This is a genomic window from Pseudomonas sp. GL-RE-29, from assembly GCF_019947275.1.
In the GTDB taxonomy this organism is placed as follows: domain Bacteria; phylum Pseudomonadota; class Gammaproteobacteria; order Pseudomonadales; family Pseudomonadaceae; genus Aquipseudomonas; species Aquipseudomonas fluorescens_A.
Map to the genome: position 1 here is coordinate 258,017 of NZ_JAGYGD010000004.1, position 15,935 is coordinate 273,951.

Annotated in this window: 19 protein-coding genes and 1 pseudogene; 18 read left to right on the plus strand and 2 right to left on the minus strand. The window is 60.7% G+C overall.

The window, feature by feature from the left end; all coding sequences use genetic code 11:
• The first annotated feature begins 141 nt into the window (after positions 1 to 141).
• From gshB to KGB21_RS05970, 7 genes are all read left to right on the plus strand, one after another.
• Positions 142 to 1,113 carry a glutathione synthase gene (gene gshB, locus KGB21_RS05940; RefSeq protein ID WP_034147543.1) on the plus strand — a complete coding sequence of 324 codons (972 nt, stop codon included), beginning with the start codon at positions 142 to 144 and terminating at the stop codon, positions 1,111 to 1,113.
• Positions 1,114 to 1,219: 106 nt separating this feature from the next.
• Entirely contained in the window at positions 1,220 to 2,119 is a 900-nt protein-coding gene (locus KGB21_RS05945; RefSeq protein WP_223504162.1) for an energy transducer TonB, read from the plus strand.
• Between the two features lie 135 nt (positions 2,120 to 2,254).
• A complete protein-coding gene (locus KGB21_RS05950) occupies positions 2,255 to 2,827 on the plus strand; it encodes a YqgE/AlgH family protein (protein WP_034147545.1) in 573 nt (190 codons plus the stop codon).
• On the plus strand, positions 2,827 to 3,264 hold the full coding sequence (gene ruvX / locus KGB21_RS05955; RefSeq protein ID WP_034147546.1) for a Holliday junction resolvase RuvX: 438 nt from the start codon (positions 2,827 to 2,829) through the stop codon (positions 3,262 to 3,264). Before KGB21_RS05950 ends, ruvX begins: the two co-directional genes overlap by 1 nt.
• Before the next feature lie 94 nt (positions 3,265 to 3,358).
• Positions 3,359 to 3,862, plus strand: coding sequence for a bifunctional pyr operon transcriptional regulator/uracil phosphoribosyltransferase PyrR (gene pyrR, locus KGB21_RS05960; RefSeq protein WP_034147547.1), 504 nt, complete (start codon positions 3,359 to 3,361; stop codon positions 3,860 to 3,862).
• A 27-nt stretch (positions 3,863 to 3,889) separates the two neighbouring features.
• Positions 3,890 to 4,894: an aspartate carbamoyltransferase catalytic subunit gene (locus tag KGB21_RS05965; RefSeq protein ID WP_007939362.1), complete on the plus strand. Its 1,005-nt coding sequence runs from the start codon at positions 3,890 to 3,892 to the stop codon at positions 4,892 to 4,894.
• Complete coding sequence (locus KGB21_RS05970) at positions 4,891 to 6,162, plus strand: dihydroorotase (RefSeq protein WP_223504164.1); 1,272 nt, start codon at positions 4,891 to 4,893, stop codon at positions 6,160 to 6,162. The genes KGB21_RS05965 and KGB21_RS05970 overlap by 4 nt, the downstream gene beginning before the upstream one ends.
• Before the next feature lie 72 nt (positions 6,163 to 6,234).
• Here KGB21_RS05970 and KGB21_RS05975 read toward each other — a convergent pair whose 3' ends face one another.
• The gene (locus KGB21_RS05975; protein ID WP_034147549.1) at positions 6,235 to 6,666 is read right to left on the minus strand and encodes an NINE protein; all 432 of its coding nucleotides are present in this window, start codon (positions 6,664 to 6,666) and stop codon (positions 6,235 to 6,237) included.
• A 249-nt stretch (positions 6,667 to 6,915) separates the two neighbouring features.
• On the opposite strand from KGB21_RS05975, the gene KGB21_RS05980 reads away from it, so the two are divergent.
• On the plus strand, positions 6,916 to 7,533 hold the full coding sequence (locus tag KGB21_RS05980; RefSeq protein ID WP_034147550.1) for a C40 family peptidase: 618 nt from the start codon (positions 6,916 to 6,918) through the stop codon (positions 7,531 to 7,533).
• A 142-nt stretch (positions 7,534 to 7,675) separates the two neighbouring features.
• On the opposite strand, the gene KGB21_RS05985 is transcribed toward KGB21_RS05980, so the two are convergent.
• Positions 7,676 to 8,710, minus strand: a complete 1,035-nt coding sequence (locus KGB21_RS05985) for a type IV pilus twitching motility protein PilT (protein ID WP_223504165.1) — start codon at positions 8,708 to 8,710, stop codon at positions 7,676 to 7,678.
• A gap of 194 nt (positions 8,711 to 8,904) precedes the next feature.
• Between KGB21_RS05985 and KGB21_RS05990 the strand changes: the two genes are divergently transcribed.
• From KGB21_RS05990 to KGB21_RS06035, 10 genes and pseudogenes are all read left to right on the plus strand, one after another.
• On the plus strand, positions 8,905 to 9,591 hold the full coding sequence (locus KGB21_RS05990; protein ID WP_223504167.1) for a YggS family pyridoxal phosphate-dependent enzyme: 687 nt from the start codon (positions 8,905 to 8,907) through the stop codon (positions 9,589 to 9,591).
• Positions 9,592 to 9,625: 34 nt separating this feature from the next.
• Positions 9,626 to 10,444: a pyrroline-5-carboxylate reductase gene (proC, locus tag KGB21_RS05995; protein WP_034147553.1), complete on the plus strand. Its 819-nt coding sequence runs from the start codon at positions 9,626 to 9,628 to the stop codon at positions 10,442 to 10,444.
• A 24-nt stretch (positions 10,445 to 10,468) separates the two neighbouring features.
• Positions 10,469 to 11,056, plus strand: a complete 588-nt coding sequence (locus KGB21_RS06000) for a YggT family protein (protein ID WP_020797373.1) — start codon at positions 10,469 to 10,471, stop codon at positions 11,054 to 11,056.
• Between the two features lie 185 nt (positions 11,057 to 11,241).
• On the plus strand, positions 11,242 to 12,381 hold the full coding sequence (gene metX / locus KGB21_RS06005; RefSeq protein ID WP_034147554.1) for a homoserine O-succinyltransferase MetX: 1,140 nt from the start codon (positions 11,242 to 11,244) through the stop codon (positions 12,379 to 12,381).
• Between the two features lie 7 nt (positions 12,382 to 12,388).
• Positions 12,389 to 13,009: a methionine biosynthesis protein MetW gene (metW, locus tag KGB21_RS06010; protein ID WP_034147555.1), complete on the plus strand. Its 621-nt coding sequence runs from the start codon at positions 12,389 to 12,391 to the stop codon at positions 13,007 to 13,009.
• Between the two features lie 26 nt (positions 13,010 to 13,035).
• The gene (locus KGB21_RS06015; protein WP_034147556.1) at positions 13,036 to 13,470 is read left to right on the plus strand and encodes a DUF4426 domain-containing protein; all 435 of its coding nucleotides are present in this window, start codon (positions 13,036 to 13,038) and stop codon (positions 13,468 to 13,470) included.
• The gene (gene rdgB, locus KGB21_RS06020; protein ID WP_103402811.1) at positions 13,467 to 14,063 is read left to right on the plus strand and encodes an RdgB/HAM1 family non-canonical purine NTP pyrophosphatase; all 597 of its coding nucleotides are present in this window, start codon (positions 13,467 to 13,469) and stop codon (positions 14,061 to 14,063) included. Before KGB21_RS06015 ends, rdgB begins: the two co-directional genes overlap by 4 nt.
• Positions 14,060 to 15,265 carry a radical SAM family heme chaperone HemW gene (gene hemW / locus KGB21_RS06025; RefSeq protein ID WP_223504169.1) on the plus strand — a complete coding sequence of 402 codons (1,206 nt, stop codon included), beginning with the start codon at positions 14,060 to 14,062 and terminating at the stop codon, positions 15,263 to 15,265. Before rdgB ends, hemW begins: the two co-directional genes overlap by 4 nt.
• A 22-nt stretch (positions 15,266 to 15,287) precedes the next feature.
• Complete coding sequence (locus tag KGB21_RS06030) at positions 15,288 to 15,611, plus strand: DUF3392 domain-containing protein (protein WP_034147559.1); 324 nt, start codon at positions 15,288 to 15,290, stop codon at positions 15,609 to 15,611.
• A gap of 151 nt (positions 15,612 to 15,762) precedes the next feature.
• Positions 15,763 to 15,857: pseudogene (locus tag KGB21_RS06035) on the plus strand (DUF3392 domain-containing protein); the annotation flags it as partial.
• Positions 15,858 to 15,935: the final 78 nt, after the last annotated feature.

Here is a 15,935-nt window from a genome sequence, read left to right on the forward strand (position 1 = left end):
TATATGGTCCTTACCTTCTGTAGGAGCAAGCTTGCTCGCGATGAACGTTGACATGGTCTATCTGAACAACCGCGTCGACCCGATCGCGAGCAAGCTTGCTCCTACAGACTGATTTCGCCCCCTAATTTCGAGGAAACACCCATGAGCGTTCGCGTCGGGATTGTCATGGATCCTATTGCCGGCATCTCCTATAAAAAGGATAGCTCGCTGGCCATGCTGCTGGCCGCGCAGAAGCGTGGCTGGGAACTGTTCTATATGGAACAGCGCGACCTGTACCAGGGCGAAGGTGAAGCCAGAGCGCGGATGCGTCCGCTGAAAGTGTTCGCCAACCCGGAAAAATGGTTCGAACTGGAAGCCGAGCAGGATGCGCTGCTTAGCGACCTGGACGTGATCCTGATGCGCAAGGATCCGCCGTTCGACATGGAGTTCGTTTACTCCACGTACTTGCTGGAGCAAGCCGAGAGCGCTGGCGTGCTGGTGGTCAACAAACCGCAGAGCCTGCGTGACTGCAACGAGAAACTGTTCGCCACGCTGTTCCCGCAGTGCACGCCGCCGACCGTGGTCAGCCGCCGCGCCGATGTGCTGCGTGAATTTGCCGCCAAACACGGCGACGTGATTCTCAAGCCGCTGGACGGCATGGGCGGCACATCGATCTTCCGTCACCGCGCGGGCGACCCGAACCTGTCAGTGATTCTCGAAACCCTGACCGCACTCGGCACCCAGCAGATCATGGGCCAGGCCTACCTGCCGGCGATCAAGGATGGCGACAAACGCATCCTGATGATCGACGGCGAGCCGGTGGATTACTGCCTGGCGCGTATTCCCGCTGCTGGCGAAACCCGTGGCAACCTCGCCGCTGGTGGCCGTGGCGAAGCGCGTCCGCTGAGCGAGAAGGATCGCTGGATCGCCGCCCAGGTCGGCCCGACCCTGCGCGAGAAAGGCCTGCTGTTCGTCGGCCTCGACGTGATCGGCGAGCACCTGACGGAAATCAACGTCACCAGCCCGACCTGCATTCGCGAAATCGACAATGCCTTTGGCACCGACATTGGCAGCTTGTTGATGGATGCCATAGAGAAGCAGCTGAAAGCTGCAAGCCTCAAGCGGCAAGGTTGAAGCGTGCCGAATGCAGCTTGTCGCTTGAAGCCTGGAGCTTGAAGCTAAAAACCAACATTGCGTTATCATGCCGGGCTCGTAAAAACGCGATGTTGGTTTTTTTGCCATGACCCTCCCGTCCGATCTGCCTCCCGAACTCGCCCATTACGGCGTGCGCCCGGCCGATCGCCTCGGTTTTACCCTGTTTCTGGCAGCGTTGATTCACCTCGCTTTGCTGTTGGGTGTCGGCTTTACCATGGTCGAACCCAAGCAGATCAGCAAAACCCTGGAAATCACCCTCGCCACCTTCAAAAGCGAAAAGAAGCCTGAAAAAGCTGATTTTCTTGCCCAGGAAAACCAGCAAGGCAGTGGCACCCTGGATAAAAAGGCGATCCCCAAGACCACTGAGGTCGCGCCTTTCCAGGACAACAAGGTGCAGAAAGTCACGCCACCGCCAGCCGCCAAGCCTGAAGTCCAGGAGGCTGCGCCCAAGGCCGCCGTGACCACCGTCGCGCCGAAGCCGAAAAAAGCCCCGGCGAAAACCGAAGAACCCAAACCCCTCACCAAACCCGCCGTGGCCGCGCCGACCTTCGACAGTGAACAGCTGTCCAGCGACATCGCCAGCCTGGAAGCGGAATTGGCCCAGGAACAACAGCTGTACGCCAAACGCCCGCGCATCCACCGTCTGAGCGCCGCTTCGACCATGAAAGACAAGGGCGCCTGGTACAAGGACGAATGGCGCAAGAAGGTCGAGCGCATCGGCAACCTCAATTACCCCGACGAAGCCCGGCGCAAACAGATTTACGGCAACTTGCGCCTGATGGTGTCGATCAACCGCGACGGCTCGCTGTATGAAGTGCTGGTGCTGGAGTCGTCCGGGCAACCGCTGCTGGATCAGGCGGCCCAGCGCATCGTGCGGCTGGCGGCGCCATTTGCGCCGTTTACCGGGGACTTGTCGGATATCGACCGGCTGGAAATCATCCGCACGTGGAAATTTGCGCGTGGGGATCGCCTCTCAAGCAACTGACTGAAGATCAAAAGATCGCAGCCTGCGGCAGCTCCTACATTTGGAACGCGTTTCCCTGTAGGAGCTGCCGCAGGCTGCGATCTTTTGGCTCACTCAAGCTTGTCAGTTCGCCCCTCCAACGCCACACTAGCGCTCATGAAAAACGTCAGCCCCAGCTACCTCAAGCATCACTTCCTGATCGCCATGCCGCACATGGTCGACCCGAACTTTGCGCACACCTTGACCTACATCGTCGAGCACACGGCCAATGGTGCCATGGGGCTGGTGGTCAACCGTCCGCAAGACCTGAACCTGGCCGATATCCTCGAGCAACTGCGCCCGGATATCGAACCTCCAGCGCTCTGCCAGCACGTGCCGATCTTCATCGGCGGGCCGGTGCAGACCGATCGCGGATTCGTTCTGCACCCTTCGGGGCAGAGCTTTCAGGCGACCGTTGATCTGGAAGGCGAGCTGTCCCTGTCGACCTCCCAGGACGTGCTGTTCGCCATCGCCGATGGCGTCGGTCCGGCGAAAAGCGTGATTACCCTGGGTTATGCCGGTTGGGAAGCCGGGCAACTGGAAGCCGAACTGGCGCAAAACGCCTGGCTGACCTGCCCGTTCGACGCCGACATCCTGTTCAACACCAGCAGTGAACTGCGCCTCGAAGCGGCGGCCAGACACCTGGGCGTCAACCTCAGCCTGCTCACCAGCCAGGCGGGGCACGCCTGATGGCCCTGCGGTTGATCCTGGGTTTCGACTACGGCACCAAACAAATCGGCGTGGCGGTCGGCCAGGTCATTACCGGCCAGGCCCGCGAGCTGTGCACCTTGAAAGCGCAGAACGGCATTCCCGACTGGGACCAGGTCGAAGCCCTGATTAAAGAGTGGAAGCCCGACGCCGTGGTGGTCGGCCTGCCGCTGAACATGGACGGCACCCCCAGCGACATGTGCGCGCGCGCGGAAAAATTCGCCCGGCGCCTCAACGGCCGCTTCAACCTGCCCTTCTATACTCACGACGAACGCCTGACCACCTTCGAGGCCAAGGGCGAACGCCTGGCCCGTGGCGGGCAGAAAGGCAGTTACCGCGACAACCCGGTCGACGCCATCGCCGCCGCCCTGCTACTGCAAGGTTGGCTCGACGAAAATGGCGCACTGTTCGAATCCTGATGCACCCAATCCTGAAGAGTCGCAATGCGGCTCTTTTAGTAACAACCCGAGCCACCTCAAGCACAAGCCGCCTCGGGCCCAAGAAGGAGCAACCATGAGCCTGCCCAATCCCGCCGAACTGATCCGCCAGATGGCGACCGATCTCAAGGCCCACCTGGAACACCGTGGCATCAGCGAACCGCGTTACATCGGAATCCGCAGCGGCGGCGTCTGGGTCGCCCAGGCTTTGCTGAAAGAGCTGGGCAGCGCTGAACCGCTTGGCACGCTCGACGTTTCCTTCTACCGCGACGATTTCAGCCAGAACGGCCTGCACCCGCAAGTGCGCCCGTCCGCCCTGCCGTTCGAGATCGAAGGCCAGCACCTGGTGCTGATCGACGACGTACTGATGAGCGGCCGCACCATCCGCGCCGCCATGAACGAACTCTTCGACTACGGCCGCCCGGCCAGCGTGACGCTGGTGTGCCTGCTGGACCTGGACGCCGGTGAACTGCCGATCCGCCCGAACGTGGTCGGCGCGACCTTGTCCCTGGCAGCCCACGAACGGGTGAAGCTGTCCGGTCCGGAGCTTGCGCTCGAAGTGCAAGACCTCGCCCTTTAATTCGCCCTATTGAGAGTCCCCCTCGCGATGACGCCTCTAGAAACCAAGCGCCCGCTGCAGCTCAATGATCAGGGCCAGCTGCGCCACTTCCTCTCGCTCGACGGCTTGCGCCGCGAGCTGCTGACGGAAATCCTCGACACCGCCGACTCGTTCCTCGAAGTCGGCGCCCGGGCGGTGAAGAAAGTCCCGTTGCTGCGCGGCAAGACCGTGTGCAACGTGTTCTTCGAGAACTCCACCCGCACCCGCACCACCTTCGAACTGGCGGCCCAGCGCCTGTCGGCGGACGTGATCACCCTGAACGTGTCGACATCGTCGGCGAGCAAGGGGGAAACACTGCTCGACACGCTACGTAACCTGGAAGCCATGGCTGCCGACATGTTCGTCGTGCGCCACGGTGATTCGGGTGCCGCGCACTTCATCGCCGAACACGTGTGCCCGCAAGTAGCGATCATCAACGGCGGCGACGGCCGTCATGCGCACCCGACCCAGGGCATGCTCGACATGCTGACGATCCGCCGGCACAAGGGCGGTTTCGAGAATCTTTCGGTGGCCATCGTCGGCGACATCCTGCACTCGCGGGTCGCACGCTCGAACATGCTGGCGCTGAAAACCCTCGGCTGCCCGGACATCCGCGTGATCGCGCCGAAAACCCTGCTGCCGATCGGCATCGAGCAATACGGCGTGAAGGTCTACACCGACATGACCGAAGGCCTGAAGGACGTCGATGTGGTGATCATGTTGCGCCTGCAACGTGAACGCATGACCGGTGGCCTGTTGCCGAGCGAGGGCGAGTTCTATCGCCTGTTCGGACTGACCACCGCGCGCCTGGCCGGGGCCAAACCCGATGCCATCGTCATGCACCCGGGGCCGATCAACCGTGGCGTGGAGATTGAGTCGGCGGTGGCCGACGGCCCGCACTCGGTGATCCTCAACCAGGTCACCTACGGCATCGCGATTCGTATGGCGGTGCTGTCCATGGCCATGAGCGGGCAAACAGCCCAGCGCCAATTCGAGCAGGAGAACGCCCAGTGAAGCTCAGCATTCTCGGCGCACGCGTCATCGACCCGGCCAGTGGCCTGGATCAAGTCACCGATATTCACATTGAAGCCTGCAAGATCGTCGGCCTTGGCGCCGCGCCGGCCGGTTTTGTCGCCGTCGACACCATCGACGCCCAAGGCCTGGTAGCCGCTCCCGGCCTGGTTGACCTCAACGTCGCCCTGCGCGAACCGGGTTACAGCCGTAAAGGCTCGATCGCCAGCGAAACCCGCGCCGCCGCCGCTGGTGGCGTGACCAGCCTGTGCTGCCCGCCGAAAACCAAACCGGTGCTGGACACCTCGGCGGTGGCCGAACTGATCCTCGACCGCGCCCGCGAGGCCGGCAACGCCAAAGTCTTCCCGATCGGCGCCCTGAGCAAAGGCCTGGATGGCGAACAGCTGGCCGAACTGGTCGCGTTGCGCGATGCCGGCTGCGTGGCCTTCGGCAACGGATTGGAGAGCTTCCGCAATACCCGCACCCTGTGCCGGGCGCTGGACTATGCGGCGACCTTCGACCTGACGGTGATTTTCAATTCGCAGGATCATGACCTGGCCGAAGGTGGGCTGGCCCATGAAGGCCCGACCGCCAGTTTCCTCGGTTTGCCGGGCATTCCGGAAACGGCCGAAACCGTGGCCCTGGCGCGGGATCTGCTGTTGGTCGAGCAAACCGGCGTGCGCGCGCACTTCAGCCAACTCACCAGCGCTCGCGGTGTGGCCCTGATCGCCCAGGCCCAGGCACGTGGTCTGAAGGTTACGGCGGATGTGGCGTTGTACCAACTGATCCTGACCGATGAAGCGCTGATTGATTTCAGCAGCCTCTATCACGTCCAGCCACCACTGCGCACCCGCGCCGACCGTGAGGGTCTGCGTGCGGCCGTGAAGTCGGGCGTGGTTTCGGCGATTTCCAGCCATCACCAACCCCACGAGCGCGACGCCAAACTGGCGCCGTTCGGTGCCACCGAACCGGGCATCAGCAGCGTTGAGTTGTTGTTGCCACTGGCGATGACACTGGTGGAAGACGGTCTGCTGGACTTGCCGACGCTGCTGGCGCGCCTCGGTGCCGGGCCTGCCGAGGCCTTGCGCCTGCTGGCGGGCAAACTGGCGGTGGGTGGCGCGGCGGATATCGTGCTGTTCGACCCGGCGGCTTCGACCGTGGCCGGTGAGACCTGGCGGTCCAAGGGCGAGAACTGCCCGTTCATTGGGCACAGCTTGCCGGGCGTAGTGCGCTACACACTGGTGGATGGGCGGATCAGCCACCAGGCATAAGACCGCGTCGCCCCAATCGCCAGCAAGCCGACTCCTGCGGAATTTGTAGGAGCCGGCTTGCTGGCGATGCTTTTACTGGAAGGCGCCGCGATTCTGCGCGTTGCGCACGGACACCTGATCATTCAACGTCCAGAAGTCATACAGCACCCCCACGAAGAACAACCCGCCCGTCACCAGGTACAGCAGCCCGCTGATCCATTTCCCTTGATACATCCGGTGCACGCCGAACACGCCAAGAAACGTCAACAGAATCCACGCGACGTTGTATTCGATCGGCCCGGCCGTGAACCGAAAGTCTGCTTCACGGTCCATGGACGGGATCAGGAACAAGTCGATCAGCCAGCCGATGCCCAGCAAACCGAAAGTGAAGAACCAGATCGTTCCAGTCACCGGTTTGCCGTAATAGAAGCGGTGAGCGCCGGTAAAGCCGAAAATCCACAGCAGATATCCGATCACTTTACTGTGCGTGTCTTGATGCGGAACGGGGGACTGATAGGTGTTCATGGATGACCTCGATTCACACGATAGATAAATATTCTTTAAATCTTTGTGACTTTTTTACGATCACCCGACGTATGGCAAATGCTACTTTGTCCACCGTCGAAGCCCCGTGGCGTCTGCGTTCTGTCCGACAATTGCGTCAATTTGCCGCTTATTTGGTTCCGTTGACCACAAGTTGAATCGACCAACGGCCTCGGAAGGGACAAAAAAGCTGTTATAAAGTTGCGCGTTCACACATTCGAGCCCTGCCTAATGCGTTCATTTTTCAAGACATGGCTAACCATTTGCCTTTTGATGCCACTGGCCGCCCACGCCACCAATCGTGAGCAACGTCTTCCAAACGTTAATGGTTACACCCCAAAATCCCACGCTTCTGCCCCTTCCAGCAAAAGCAAAAAAACGGTCAAGCTCGCGCCTCAGCTGACCAGCAACAGCAGCCTGGTCCCGCCGATGGCGACCAAGGAAAGCAGCAACGTGCTGAGCCGCGCTGTTAACGTCCTCGGTACGCCCTACCGTTGGGGCGGCAGCAGCCCGAGCAAAGGCTTCGACTGCAGCGGCCTGGTGAAATACGCGTTCAACGACGCCACGTTTGACCTGCCACGCACCTCCAATGCCATGGCCAGCGGTCACGGCGAGAAAGTCGATCGCGAAGACTTGAAGCCGGGCGACCTGATTTTCTTCAACATCAAGAGTCGCCGAGTCAATCACGTTGCCATCTACTTGGGCAACGACCGCTTCATCCACGCACCGCGCCGTGGCAAGTCGGTCTCCATCGACACCTTGAAGAAACCGTATTGGGAAAAACACTACGTAGTGGCCAAGCGGGTTCTTCCAAAAGAACAGAACGCGATGCGGGTTGTTCAGCGCTGATTTGAAAGCGCCCGTCCTCTGAGGCGGGCACTTGTGGCGAGGGAGCTTGCTCCCGCTGGATTGCGAAGCGACCCCAAAAAACGCGAGCGCTGCGCACTCGAGCGGGAGCAAGCTCCCTCGCCACAGTGCTGTATTCCATCCCTCAAAAATTGTCCGGTGACCGCGCCTTCTCCCGCGCGTGCTCACGACTGACCAGCCCTTTGGTCACCAAATCCTTCAAACCCATATCCAGCGTCTGCATCCCCAGCGATCCTCCTGCCTGAATCGACGAGTACATCTGCGCCACCTTGTCTTCGCGGATCAGGTTACGAATCGCCGACGTCCCCAGCATGATCTCGTGGGCAGCAATGCGCCCACCGCCGATCTTCTTCACCAGCGTCTGCGACACCACCGCCAGCAACGACTCGGAAAGCATCGAGCGCACCATGGGTTTTTCGTCCCCCGGAAACACGTCCACGATCCGGTCGATGGTTTTCGCCGCCGATGTGGTGTGCAGCGTGCCGAACACCAGGTGACCGGTTTCGGCGGCAGTCAGGGCCAGGCGAATGGTTTCCAGATCGCGCATCTCCCCCACCAGAATCACGTCCGGATCTTCTCGCAGCGCCGAGCGCAGGGCCGTGGCGAAGCTGCGGGTATCGCGGTGCACCTCACGCTGATTGATCAGGCATTTGCGAGATTCGTGGACGAACTCGATGGGGTCTTCGATGGTGAGGATGTGGTGATGGCGATGGTTGTTCAGGTGATCGATCATCGCCGCCAGCGTGGTGGACTTGCCGGAGCCGGTGGGGCCCGTCACCAGCACCAGGCCACGGGGTGCGTCGGTCATCTTGCGGAATACGTCGCCCATCCCCAGCTCCTCCATGCTCAGGACCCTGGAGGGAATCGTACGGAACACCGCGCCGGCACCGCGGCTCTGGTTGAAGGCATTAACCCGAAAGCGCGCCACGCCGGGCACATCAAAGGAAAAGTCGGTTTCCAGGTGCTTTTCGAAGTCGACCCGCTGGGTGTCGTTCATGATGTCGTAGATCAGCGCCTGTACTTCCTTGTGATCCAGTGCCGGTAAATTGATCCGCCGCACATCGCCGTCGACACGAATCATCGGCGGCAGGCCGGCGGACAGATGCAGATCGGAAGCTCCTTGTTTGGCGCTGAACGCCAGCAGTTCAGTGATATCCATAGCGCTCCTCAATTCCAGTAGAATGCCGCGAACCTTCAGCCGCTGGCGCCAAATCCTGCCTGAAAAGTCGCCGAGCGATGATCAGGCAAGGCAAAAGTCAGCGAAGAAGCGGAGTTGACGTCAGTCAATGAGCATTCTGAGGTGACTTTTAACGCCGCATGATCGAGTGCAGGCACTTTTTCAGGCAGGATTTGATGTCCACCATAGCAGACAACATTTCACTGGTTAGTTCGCGCATACACGCTGCAACACTCGCCGCCAACCGCGCCGAAAACAGCGTCCAGCTGCTGGCCGTAAGCAAGACCAAACCCGCACAAGCCCTGCGTGAAGCCTATGCCGCCGGCCTGCGCGACTTTGGCGAGAACTACTTGCAGGAAGCACTGGGCAAACAGCTCGAATTGGCCGACCTGCCCTTGATCTGGCACTTCATCGGCCCCATTCAATCGAACAAGACTCGCGCCATTGCCGAGCATTTCGACTGGGTGCATTCCGTGGATCGTTTGAAAATCGCACAACGCCTTTCCGAACAACGTCCTGCCGATCTGCCACCGTTGAACATCTGCATCCAGGTCAACGTCAGTGGTGAAGCCAGCAAATCGGGCTGTGCCCCGGCCGATCTGCCGGCCCTGGCCAATGCCATCAGCGAGCTGCCGCGCCTGAAGTTGCGCGGGTTGATGGCCATTCCCGAGCCGACTGAAGATCGCGCCGCCCAGGATGCCGCTTTCGCTGCCGTGCAAAGCCTGCAAGCCAGCCTCAATTTGCCGCTCGACACACTTTCCATGGGCATGAGCCACGACCTCGAGTCGGCCATTGCCATGGGCGCCACCTGGGTGCGGATCGGTACCGCGCTATTTGGCGCCCGCGATTACGATCGGCCATAACCATGGCTGACCCTCTTCTTTATAAGGACCTGACATGAGCAAGACGCGTATTGCCTTTATCGGTGCCGGCAACATGGCGGCCAGTTTGATCGGCGGCCTGCGGGCCAAAGGTCTGGACGCCGCGCAGATCCGCGCCAGCGATCCGGGTGAAGAAACACGTGTGCGCGTGAAGGCCGAGCACGGCATAGAGGTGTTCGCCGACAACGCCGAAGCCATCCAGGATGCCGACGTGGTCGTACTGGCGGTCAAACCCCAGGCGATGAAATCCGTTTGTGAGGCGATCCGTCCGAGCCTCAAACCGAATCAACTGGTGGTGTCGATTGCCGCCGGCATCACCTGCGCCAGCATGAACAACTGGCTCGGCGCCCAGCCGATCGTGCGCTGCATGCCCAACACCCCGGCGCTGCTGCGCCAAGGCGTGAGCGGCTTGTTCGCCACCGCCGAAGTGAATGCCGATCAGCGCCAGCAAGCACAAGAGCTGCTGTCGGCTGTGGGCATCGCCCTGTGGTTGACCGAAGAACAGCAACTGGATGCCGTCACTGCCGTGTCCGGCTCCGGCCCGGCGTACTTCTTCCTGCTTATCGAAGCCATGACCGCTGCCGGGGTGAAACTCGGGCTGCCTGCGGACATTGCCGCGCAACTGACCTTGCAGACCGCATTGGGCGCTGCGCACATGGCCGTGGCCAGCGATGTTGACGCCGCAGAACTACGTCGCCGCGTCACCTCGCCTGCGGGCACCACTGAAGCGGCGATCAAGTCGTTCCAGGCCGACGGGTTCGAAGCATTGGTAGAAAAAGCACTCGGCGCCGCTGCGCACCGCTCCGCCGAAATGGCTGAGCAACTCGGCCGCTAATCAGCTCTTACAAAGGAATCAATAATGCTCGGACTCAATGACGCTGCCATTTTTGTGATTCAAACCCTGGGCAGCCTGTATTTGCTGATCGTACTGCTGCGGTTCATCCTGCAACTGGTGCGGGCGAACTTCTACAACCCGCTCTGCCAATTCGCCGTGAAGGCCACTCAACCATTGCTCAAGCCACTGCGCCGGGTGATTCCGAGCATGTTCGGGCTGGACATGTCGTCGCTGGTCTTGGCGCTGATCGTGCAAATGGTACTGTTCGCGGTGATCCTGCTGCTTAGCGGCTACTCGGTCGACGTACTGTTCCTGGCGCCGTGGGCCTTGATCGGCATCTTCGCGCTGTTTTTGAAGATTCTGTTCTGGGCAATGATCATCAGCGTGATCCTGTCCTGGGTCGCTCCGGGCAGCCACAACCCGGGTGCGGAACTGGTCCAGCAAATCACCGAACCGGTACTCGCGCCGTTCCGCCGGATCATCCCGAACCTGGGCGGCCTCGACATCTCGCCGATCTTTGCCTTCATCGCGTTGCAATTGCTGCAGAGCTGGCTGATTCCGCGCCTTGCTTACTACGCGTTGATGCCGAAGGAATTGTTCGGGCTGATCTAAGACCGCGTTATCGTTCATCGCCAGCAAGCCGGCTCCTACAAGGGTACGCGTTCCCCCTGTAGGAGCCGGCTTGCTGGCGATGGTAGCGCCTCGGTCTAACAGGGAAACAATAAGCCCCGGCCTTTGCTTGCCGCTAACCCCACTGGTCTTTAGACTTACGCCTCATTTCAACGAGAGCAGGGTCGATGCCAGCTGCCTTTCCCCCCGATTCTGTTGGTCTGGTGACGCCGCAAGTGGCGCACTTCAGCGAACCCCTGGCATTGGCCTGCGGTCGTTCGCTTCCGGCCTATGACCTGATTTACGAGACCTACGGCACGCTGAACGCCACGGCGAGCAACGCCGTGCTGATCTGCCACGCCTTGTCCGGCCACCACCACGCGGCCGGCTATCACAGCGCCGACGACCGCAAACCCGGTTGGTGGGACAGCTGCATCGGCCCCGGCAAGCCCATCGACACCAGCAAGTTCTTCGTGGTCAGCCTGAACAATCTCGGTGGCTGCAACGGCTCCACCGGCCCGAGCAGCGTCAACCCGGAAACCGGCAAGCCGTTCGGCGCCGATTTCCCGGTGCTGACAGTCGAAGATTGGGTGCACAGCCAGGCGCGTCTCGCCGACCTGCTCGGCATCGGCCAATGGGCCGCCGTCATCGGCGGCAGCCTGGGGGGTATGCAGGCCTTGCAGTGGACCATCACCTACCCGGATCGCGTGCGGCACTGCCTGGCCATCGCCTCGGCGCCCAAGTTGTCGGCGCAGAACATCGCCTTCAACGAAGTGGCGCGCCAGGCGATCCTCACGGACCCCGAGTTCCACGGCGGTTCGTTCCAGGAACAAGGCGTGATCCCCAAGCGCGGGCTGATGCTGGCGCGGATGGTCGGGCACATCACCTACCTGTCCGACGATTCCATGGGCGAGAAATTCGGTCGCGGCCTGAAAAGCGAGAAGCTCAACTACGACTTCCACAGCGTCGAATTCCAGGTTGAAAGCTACCTGCGCTATCAGGGCGAAGAGTTCTCCGGACGTTTCGACGCCAATACCTATCTGTTGATGACCAAGGCGCTGGACTACTTCGATCCGGCTGCGAATTTCGACGATAACCTGGCAAAAACCTTCGAAAACGCCAAAGCCAAGTTCTGCGTGATGTCGTTCACCACCGACTGGCGCTTCTCCCCTGCCCGTTCCCGGGAACTGGTGGATGCGCTGATGGCCGCGCGCAAGGACGTCTGCTACCTGGAAATCGATGCACCCCAGGGCCACGACGCCTTCCTGATTCCGATCCCACGCTATTTGCAGGCGTTCGGCAATTACATGAACCGCATTACGTTGTGAGAAAGCCATGAGAGCTGATCTGGAAATCATCCAGGAATGGATCCCCGCTGGCAGCCGCGTGCTCGACCTCGGCTGCGGCGACGGCGAACTGCTGACCTGGCTGCGCGACAACAAACAAGTCACCGGCTATGGCCTGGAAAACGACCCGGACAACATTGCCGAGTGCGTGGCCAAAGGCATCAACGTCATCGAGCAGGACCTGGACAAGGGCCTGGGTAACTTTGCCAGCAACAGCTTCGACATCGTGGTCATGACCCAGGCACTGCAAGCGGTGCATTACCCGGACAAGATCCTCGATGAAATGCTGCGGGTCGGCCGCCAATGCATCATCACCTTCCCCAACTTCGGCCACTGGCGCTGCCGTTGGTACCTGGCGAGCAAGGGGCGGATGCCGGTTTCCGAGTTCCTGCCGTACACCTGGTACAACACGCCGAACATCCACTTTTGCACCTTCGCGGACTTTGAAGCCTTGTGCCGCGAACGTGAAGCCAAGGTCATTGATCGGCTTGCCGTGGATCAACAGCATCGGCACGGGTGGGCCAGTAAGCTATGGCCTAATCTGTTAGGTGAGATCGGTATCTACCGCGTCAGCAGCCCGGGGCTTGCAGACCACAAGGTCGCGGTCTGAATCACCACTTTTCGAGGAGAATGATCATGGGTCGTCTAGCGCTGCTTTTGCTTACCGCCTGCCTGAGCGTCACCGCCATGGCCGCTGATGCCATCAAAGGTGAACGCCAGGAAAAATTTGGCGATGTGACGGTGCACTACAACACGTTCAACTCCACCTTCCTGACACCCGACATCGCCAAAGCCGCGGAACTCACACGCAGCAAGAACCAGGGCGTGATCAACATTTCGGTGCTCAAGGACGGCAAGCCGCAGATGGCCCAGGTCAGCGGTACGATCAAAGACCTGACCAGCCAGAGCGTGAACCTGAACTTCCGCCAGATCACCGAGCAAGGCGCGATTTACTACATCGCCCAGTTCCCGGTGGAACAACAGGAAACCCGCACCTTCGACATCAAGGTGCAGACCGGTGACAAAATCAACACCATCAATTTCAACCAAGAGCTCTTCCCCGGCGAATGATCAATTTCACGCAACTCGTATTGGCCAGCCATAACGCCGGCAAACTCAAGGAACTCCAGGCCATGCTCGGCGACTCGGTGCAACTGCGCTCGATCGGCGAGTTCAGCCAGGTCGAGCCTGAAGAAACCGGCCTGTCGTTCGTCGAGAACGCCATCCTCAAGGCCCGCAATGCCGCGCGCATCTCCGGCTTGCCGGCGCTAGCCGACGATTCCGGGCTGGCGGTGGATTTCCTTGGCGGGGCACCGGGCATCTACTCGGCACGTTATGCCGACGGCAAGGGCGACGCGGCGAACAACGCCAAATTGCTCGACGTGTTGAAGGACGTACCCGAAGCCGAACGCGGCGCGCAGTTTGTCTGCGTGCTGGCGCTGGTGCGGCATGCCGATGATCCGCTGCCGATCCTCTGCGAAGGCCTGTGGCACGGGCGCATCCTGACCGAGGCCAGCGGCGAACACGGATTTGGCTATGACCCGCTGTTCTGGGTGCCGGAGCGCGATTGCTCCAGCGCCGAGTTGAGCCCGGGCGACAAGAACCAGATCAGCCACCGCGCCCGTGCAATGGATCTGCTGCGCCAGCGTCTGGGCTTGAAATGACCGGTGAATCATCCGCGTCGCCGCTGATCTTCGGCGGCGACGCACAATCGCCTCGGGCGGCCCTGCCTGTGCTGCCGCCCTTGGCGCTGTACATCCACATTCCGTGGTGTGTACGCAAATGCCCTTATTGCGACTTCAACTCCCACACCGCCAGCCCCGTGTTGCCGGAAGAAGAGTACGTCGACGCGTTGCTGGCAGATCTCGATCAGGATCTGCACGCCGTTTACGGCCGCGAACTGAGCTCGATTTTCTTCGGTGGCGGCACGCCAAGCCTGTTCAGCGCCGAAGCCTTGGGGCGTTTGCTCAAGGGCGTCGAACAGCGCATCGCGTTTGCCAGTGACATCGAAATCACGCTGGAAGCCAATCCGGGGACGTTCGAGCAAGACAAGTTCGTGGCGTACAGGAAACTGGGGATCAATCGCCTGTCGATCGGCATCCAGAGTTTCCAGCAGGAAAAACTCCAGGCCTTGGGCCGCATCCACAACGGCGACGAGGCGGTACGCGCCGCAGGGATGGCGCGTCAGGCCGGGTTCGATAACTTCAACCTGGATTTGATGCATGGCTTGCCAAATCAGTCCCTGGACGATGCCCTCTCCGACCTGCGCACCGCTATCGCCCTGAAGCCGACACATTTATCCTGGTATCAACTGACCCTGGAGCCGAACACAGTGTTCTGGAACCAGCCGCCGACGCTGCCGGAAGACGACACGCTGTGGGACATTCAGGAGGCGGGGCAAGCGCTGCTGGCCGAACACGGTTACGCGCAATACGAAGTCTCGGCTTATGCCCAGCCCGGTCGTCCGGCGCGGCATAACCTAAATTACTGGAGTTTCGGCGACTTCATCGGCATCGGTGCAGGCGCCCACGGCAAGCTGAGCCATCCGGACGGGCGCATTGTGCGCACCTGGAAAACGCGCCTGCCGAAGGATTACCTCAACCCGGCGAAAAGCTTTCAGGCGGGCGAGAAAGCCCTGACCAACGACGAGATGCCGTTCGAATTCCTGATGAACGCCTTGCGCCTGACCGCTGGTGTCGAATCGTGCCTGTATCCGGAGCGCACCGGCCTATCACTGGAAAGCCTTGCCGAAGCTCGCTGCGAAGCCGAACAAAGCGGTCTGTTGCAGGTCGAACCGTCACGTCTGGCGGCCACCGAGCGCGGACAGCTATTCCTCAACGACTTGCTGCAGAAATTTCTGAGCTGATTTCAGCCTTAAGGGAAAACGAATGGATTTGGTACTCGACCTGCTCGCCACCGTGTCTCGCTGGAGCCGCAGCAACCTCTCGGAAATCGCCCTGGCCCTGGTGGGTTGCCTGCTGGTGCTGTTTGGTGCGGATTTCAAAGGCTGGGTCGAGCAGCGCCTGGGCAGCATCGCCGGCGCCTTGCGCGTACCGCTGATGTCCCTGCTGTGCATGGTCGGCAGCGGCGCTGCGCTGATCTACGCCACGCCGTGGATCGTCAAAGGCTTGAGCCAGTTCAACAACTACAGCCTGGCGCCGGTGTTGTTGGTGGTGTTGGTGTTGATTGGCGTCGTCGCAGACCGCCGCTGATTTCCAGACACAAAAAAACCTGTAGGAGCCGGCTTGCTGGCGATGGAGTGTCAGTAGACGTTGATGTGTCTGACACCCATCGCCAGCAAGTCGGCTCCTACAGGGTTGTTAGCGTTTGGCTTTGGACTGCTTCTCGAACTTCAGATCCCACACACGATGGATAGTGCGCGGTTTGAGCCAGTTCAACAATTACACCCTGGCGCCGGTGTGTTGGTGCTGATTGGCGTAGTTGCCGACCGCCGCTGATTTCCACAGGCGCAAAAAAACCTGTAGGAGCCGGCTTGCTGGCGATGGTGTGTCAGTGGACATTGATGTGTCTGACAC

What these genes read in the sequence shown, in the direction of transcription:
- ruvX (WP_034147546.1), top strand. Translation starts at nt 2,827, where the DNA reads ATGGCCCTGCGGTTGATCCTGGGTTTCGACTACGGCACCAAACAAATC.
- KGB21_RS06030 (WP_034147559.1), top strand. Translation starts at nt 15,288, where the DNA reads ATGGATTTGGTACTCGACCTGCTCGCCACCGTGTCTCGCTGGAGCCGC.
- pyrR (WP_034147547.1), top strand. Translation starts at nt 3,359, where the DNA reads ATGAGCCTGCCCAATCCCGCCGAACTGATCCGCCAGATGGCGACCGAT.
- KGB21_RS06015 (WP_034147556.1), top strand. Translation starts at nt 13,036, where the DNA reads ATGGGTCGTCTAGCGCTGCTTTTGCTTACCGCCTGCCTGAGCGTCACC.
- KGB21_RS05985 (WP_223504165.1), bottom strand. Translation starts at nt 8,710, where the DNA reads ATGGATATCACTGAACTGCTGGCGTTCAGCGCCAAACAAGGAGCTTCC.
- gshB (WP_034147543.1), top strand. Translation starts at nt 142, where the DNA reads ATGAGCGTTCGCGTCGGGATTGTCATGGATCCTATTGCCGGCATCTCC.
- KGB21_RS05980 (WP_034147550.1), top strand. Translation starts at nt 6,916, where the DNA reads ATGCGTTCATTTTTCAAGACATGGCTAACCATTTGCCTTTTGATGCCA.
- KGB21_RS05990 (WP_223504167.1), top strand. Translation starts at nt 8,905, where the DNA reads ATGTCCACCATAGCAGACAACATTTCACTGGTTAGTTCGCGCATACAC.
- hemW (WP_223504169.1), top strand. Translation starts at nt 14,060, where the DNA reads ATGACCGGTGAATCATCCGCGTCGCCGCTGATCTTCGGCGGCGACGCA.
- KGB21_RS05945 (WP_223504162.1), top strand. Translation starts at nt 1,220, where the DNA reads ATGACCCTCCCGTCCGATCTGCCTCCCGAACTCGCCCATTACGGCGTG.
- KGB21_RS06000 (WP_020797373.1), top strand. Translation starts at nt 10,469, where the DNA reads ATGCTCGGACTCAATGACGCTGCCATTTTTGTGATTCAAACCCTGGGC.
- rdgB (WP_103402811.1), top strand. Translation starts at nt 13,467, where the DNA reads ATGATCAATTTCACGCAACTCGTATTGGCCAGCCATAACGCCGGCAAA.
- metX (WP_034147554.1), top strand. Translation starts at nt 11,242, where the DNA reads ATGCCAGCTGCCTTTCCCCCCGATTCTGTTGGTCTGGTGACGCCGCAA.
- KGB21_RS05950 (WP_034147545.1), top strand. Translation starts at nt 2,255, where the DNA reads ATGAAAAACGTCAGCCCCAGCTACCTCAAGCATCACTTCCTGATCGCC.
- KGB21_RS05975 (WP_034147549.1), bottom strand. Translation starts at nt 6,666, where the DNA reads ATGAACACCTATCAGTCCCCCGTTCCGCATCAAGACACGCACAGTAAA.
- proC (WP_034147553.1), top strand. Translation starts at nt 9,626, where the DNA reads ATGAGCAAGACGCGTATTGCCTTTATCGGTGCCGGCAACATGGCGGCC.
- metW (WP_034147555.1), top strand. Translation starts at nt 12,389, where the DNA reads ATGAGAGCTGATCTGGAAATCATCCAGGAATGGATCCCCGCTGGCAGC.
- KGB21_RS05965 (WP_007939362.1), top strand. Translation starts at nt 3,890, where the DNA reads ATGACGCCTCTAGAAACCAAGCGCCCGCTGCAGCTCAATGATCAGGGC.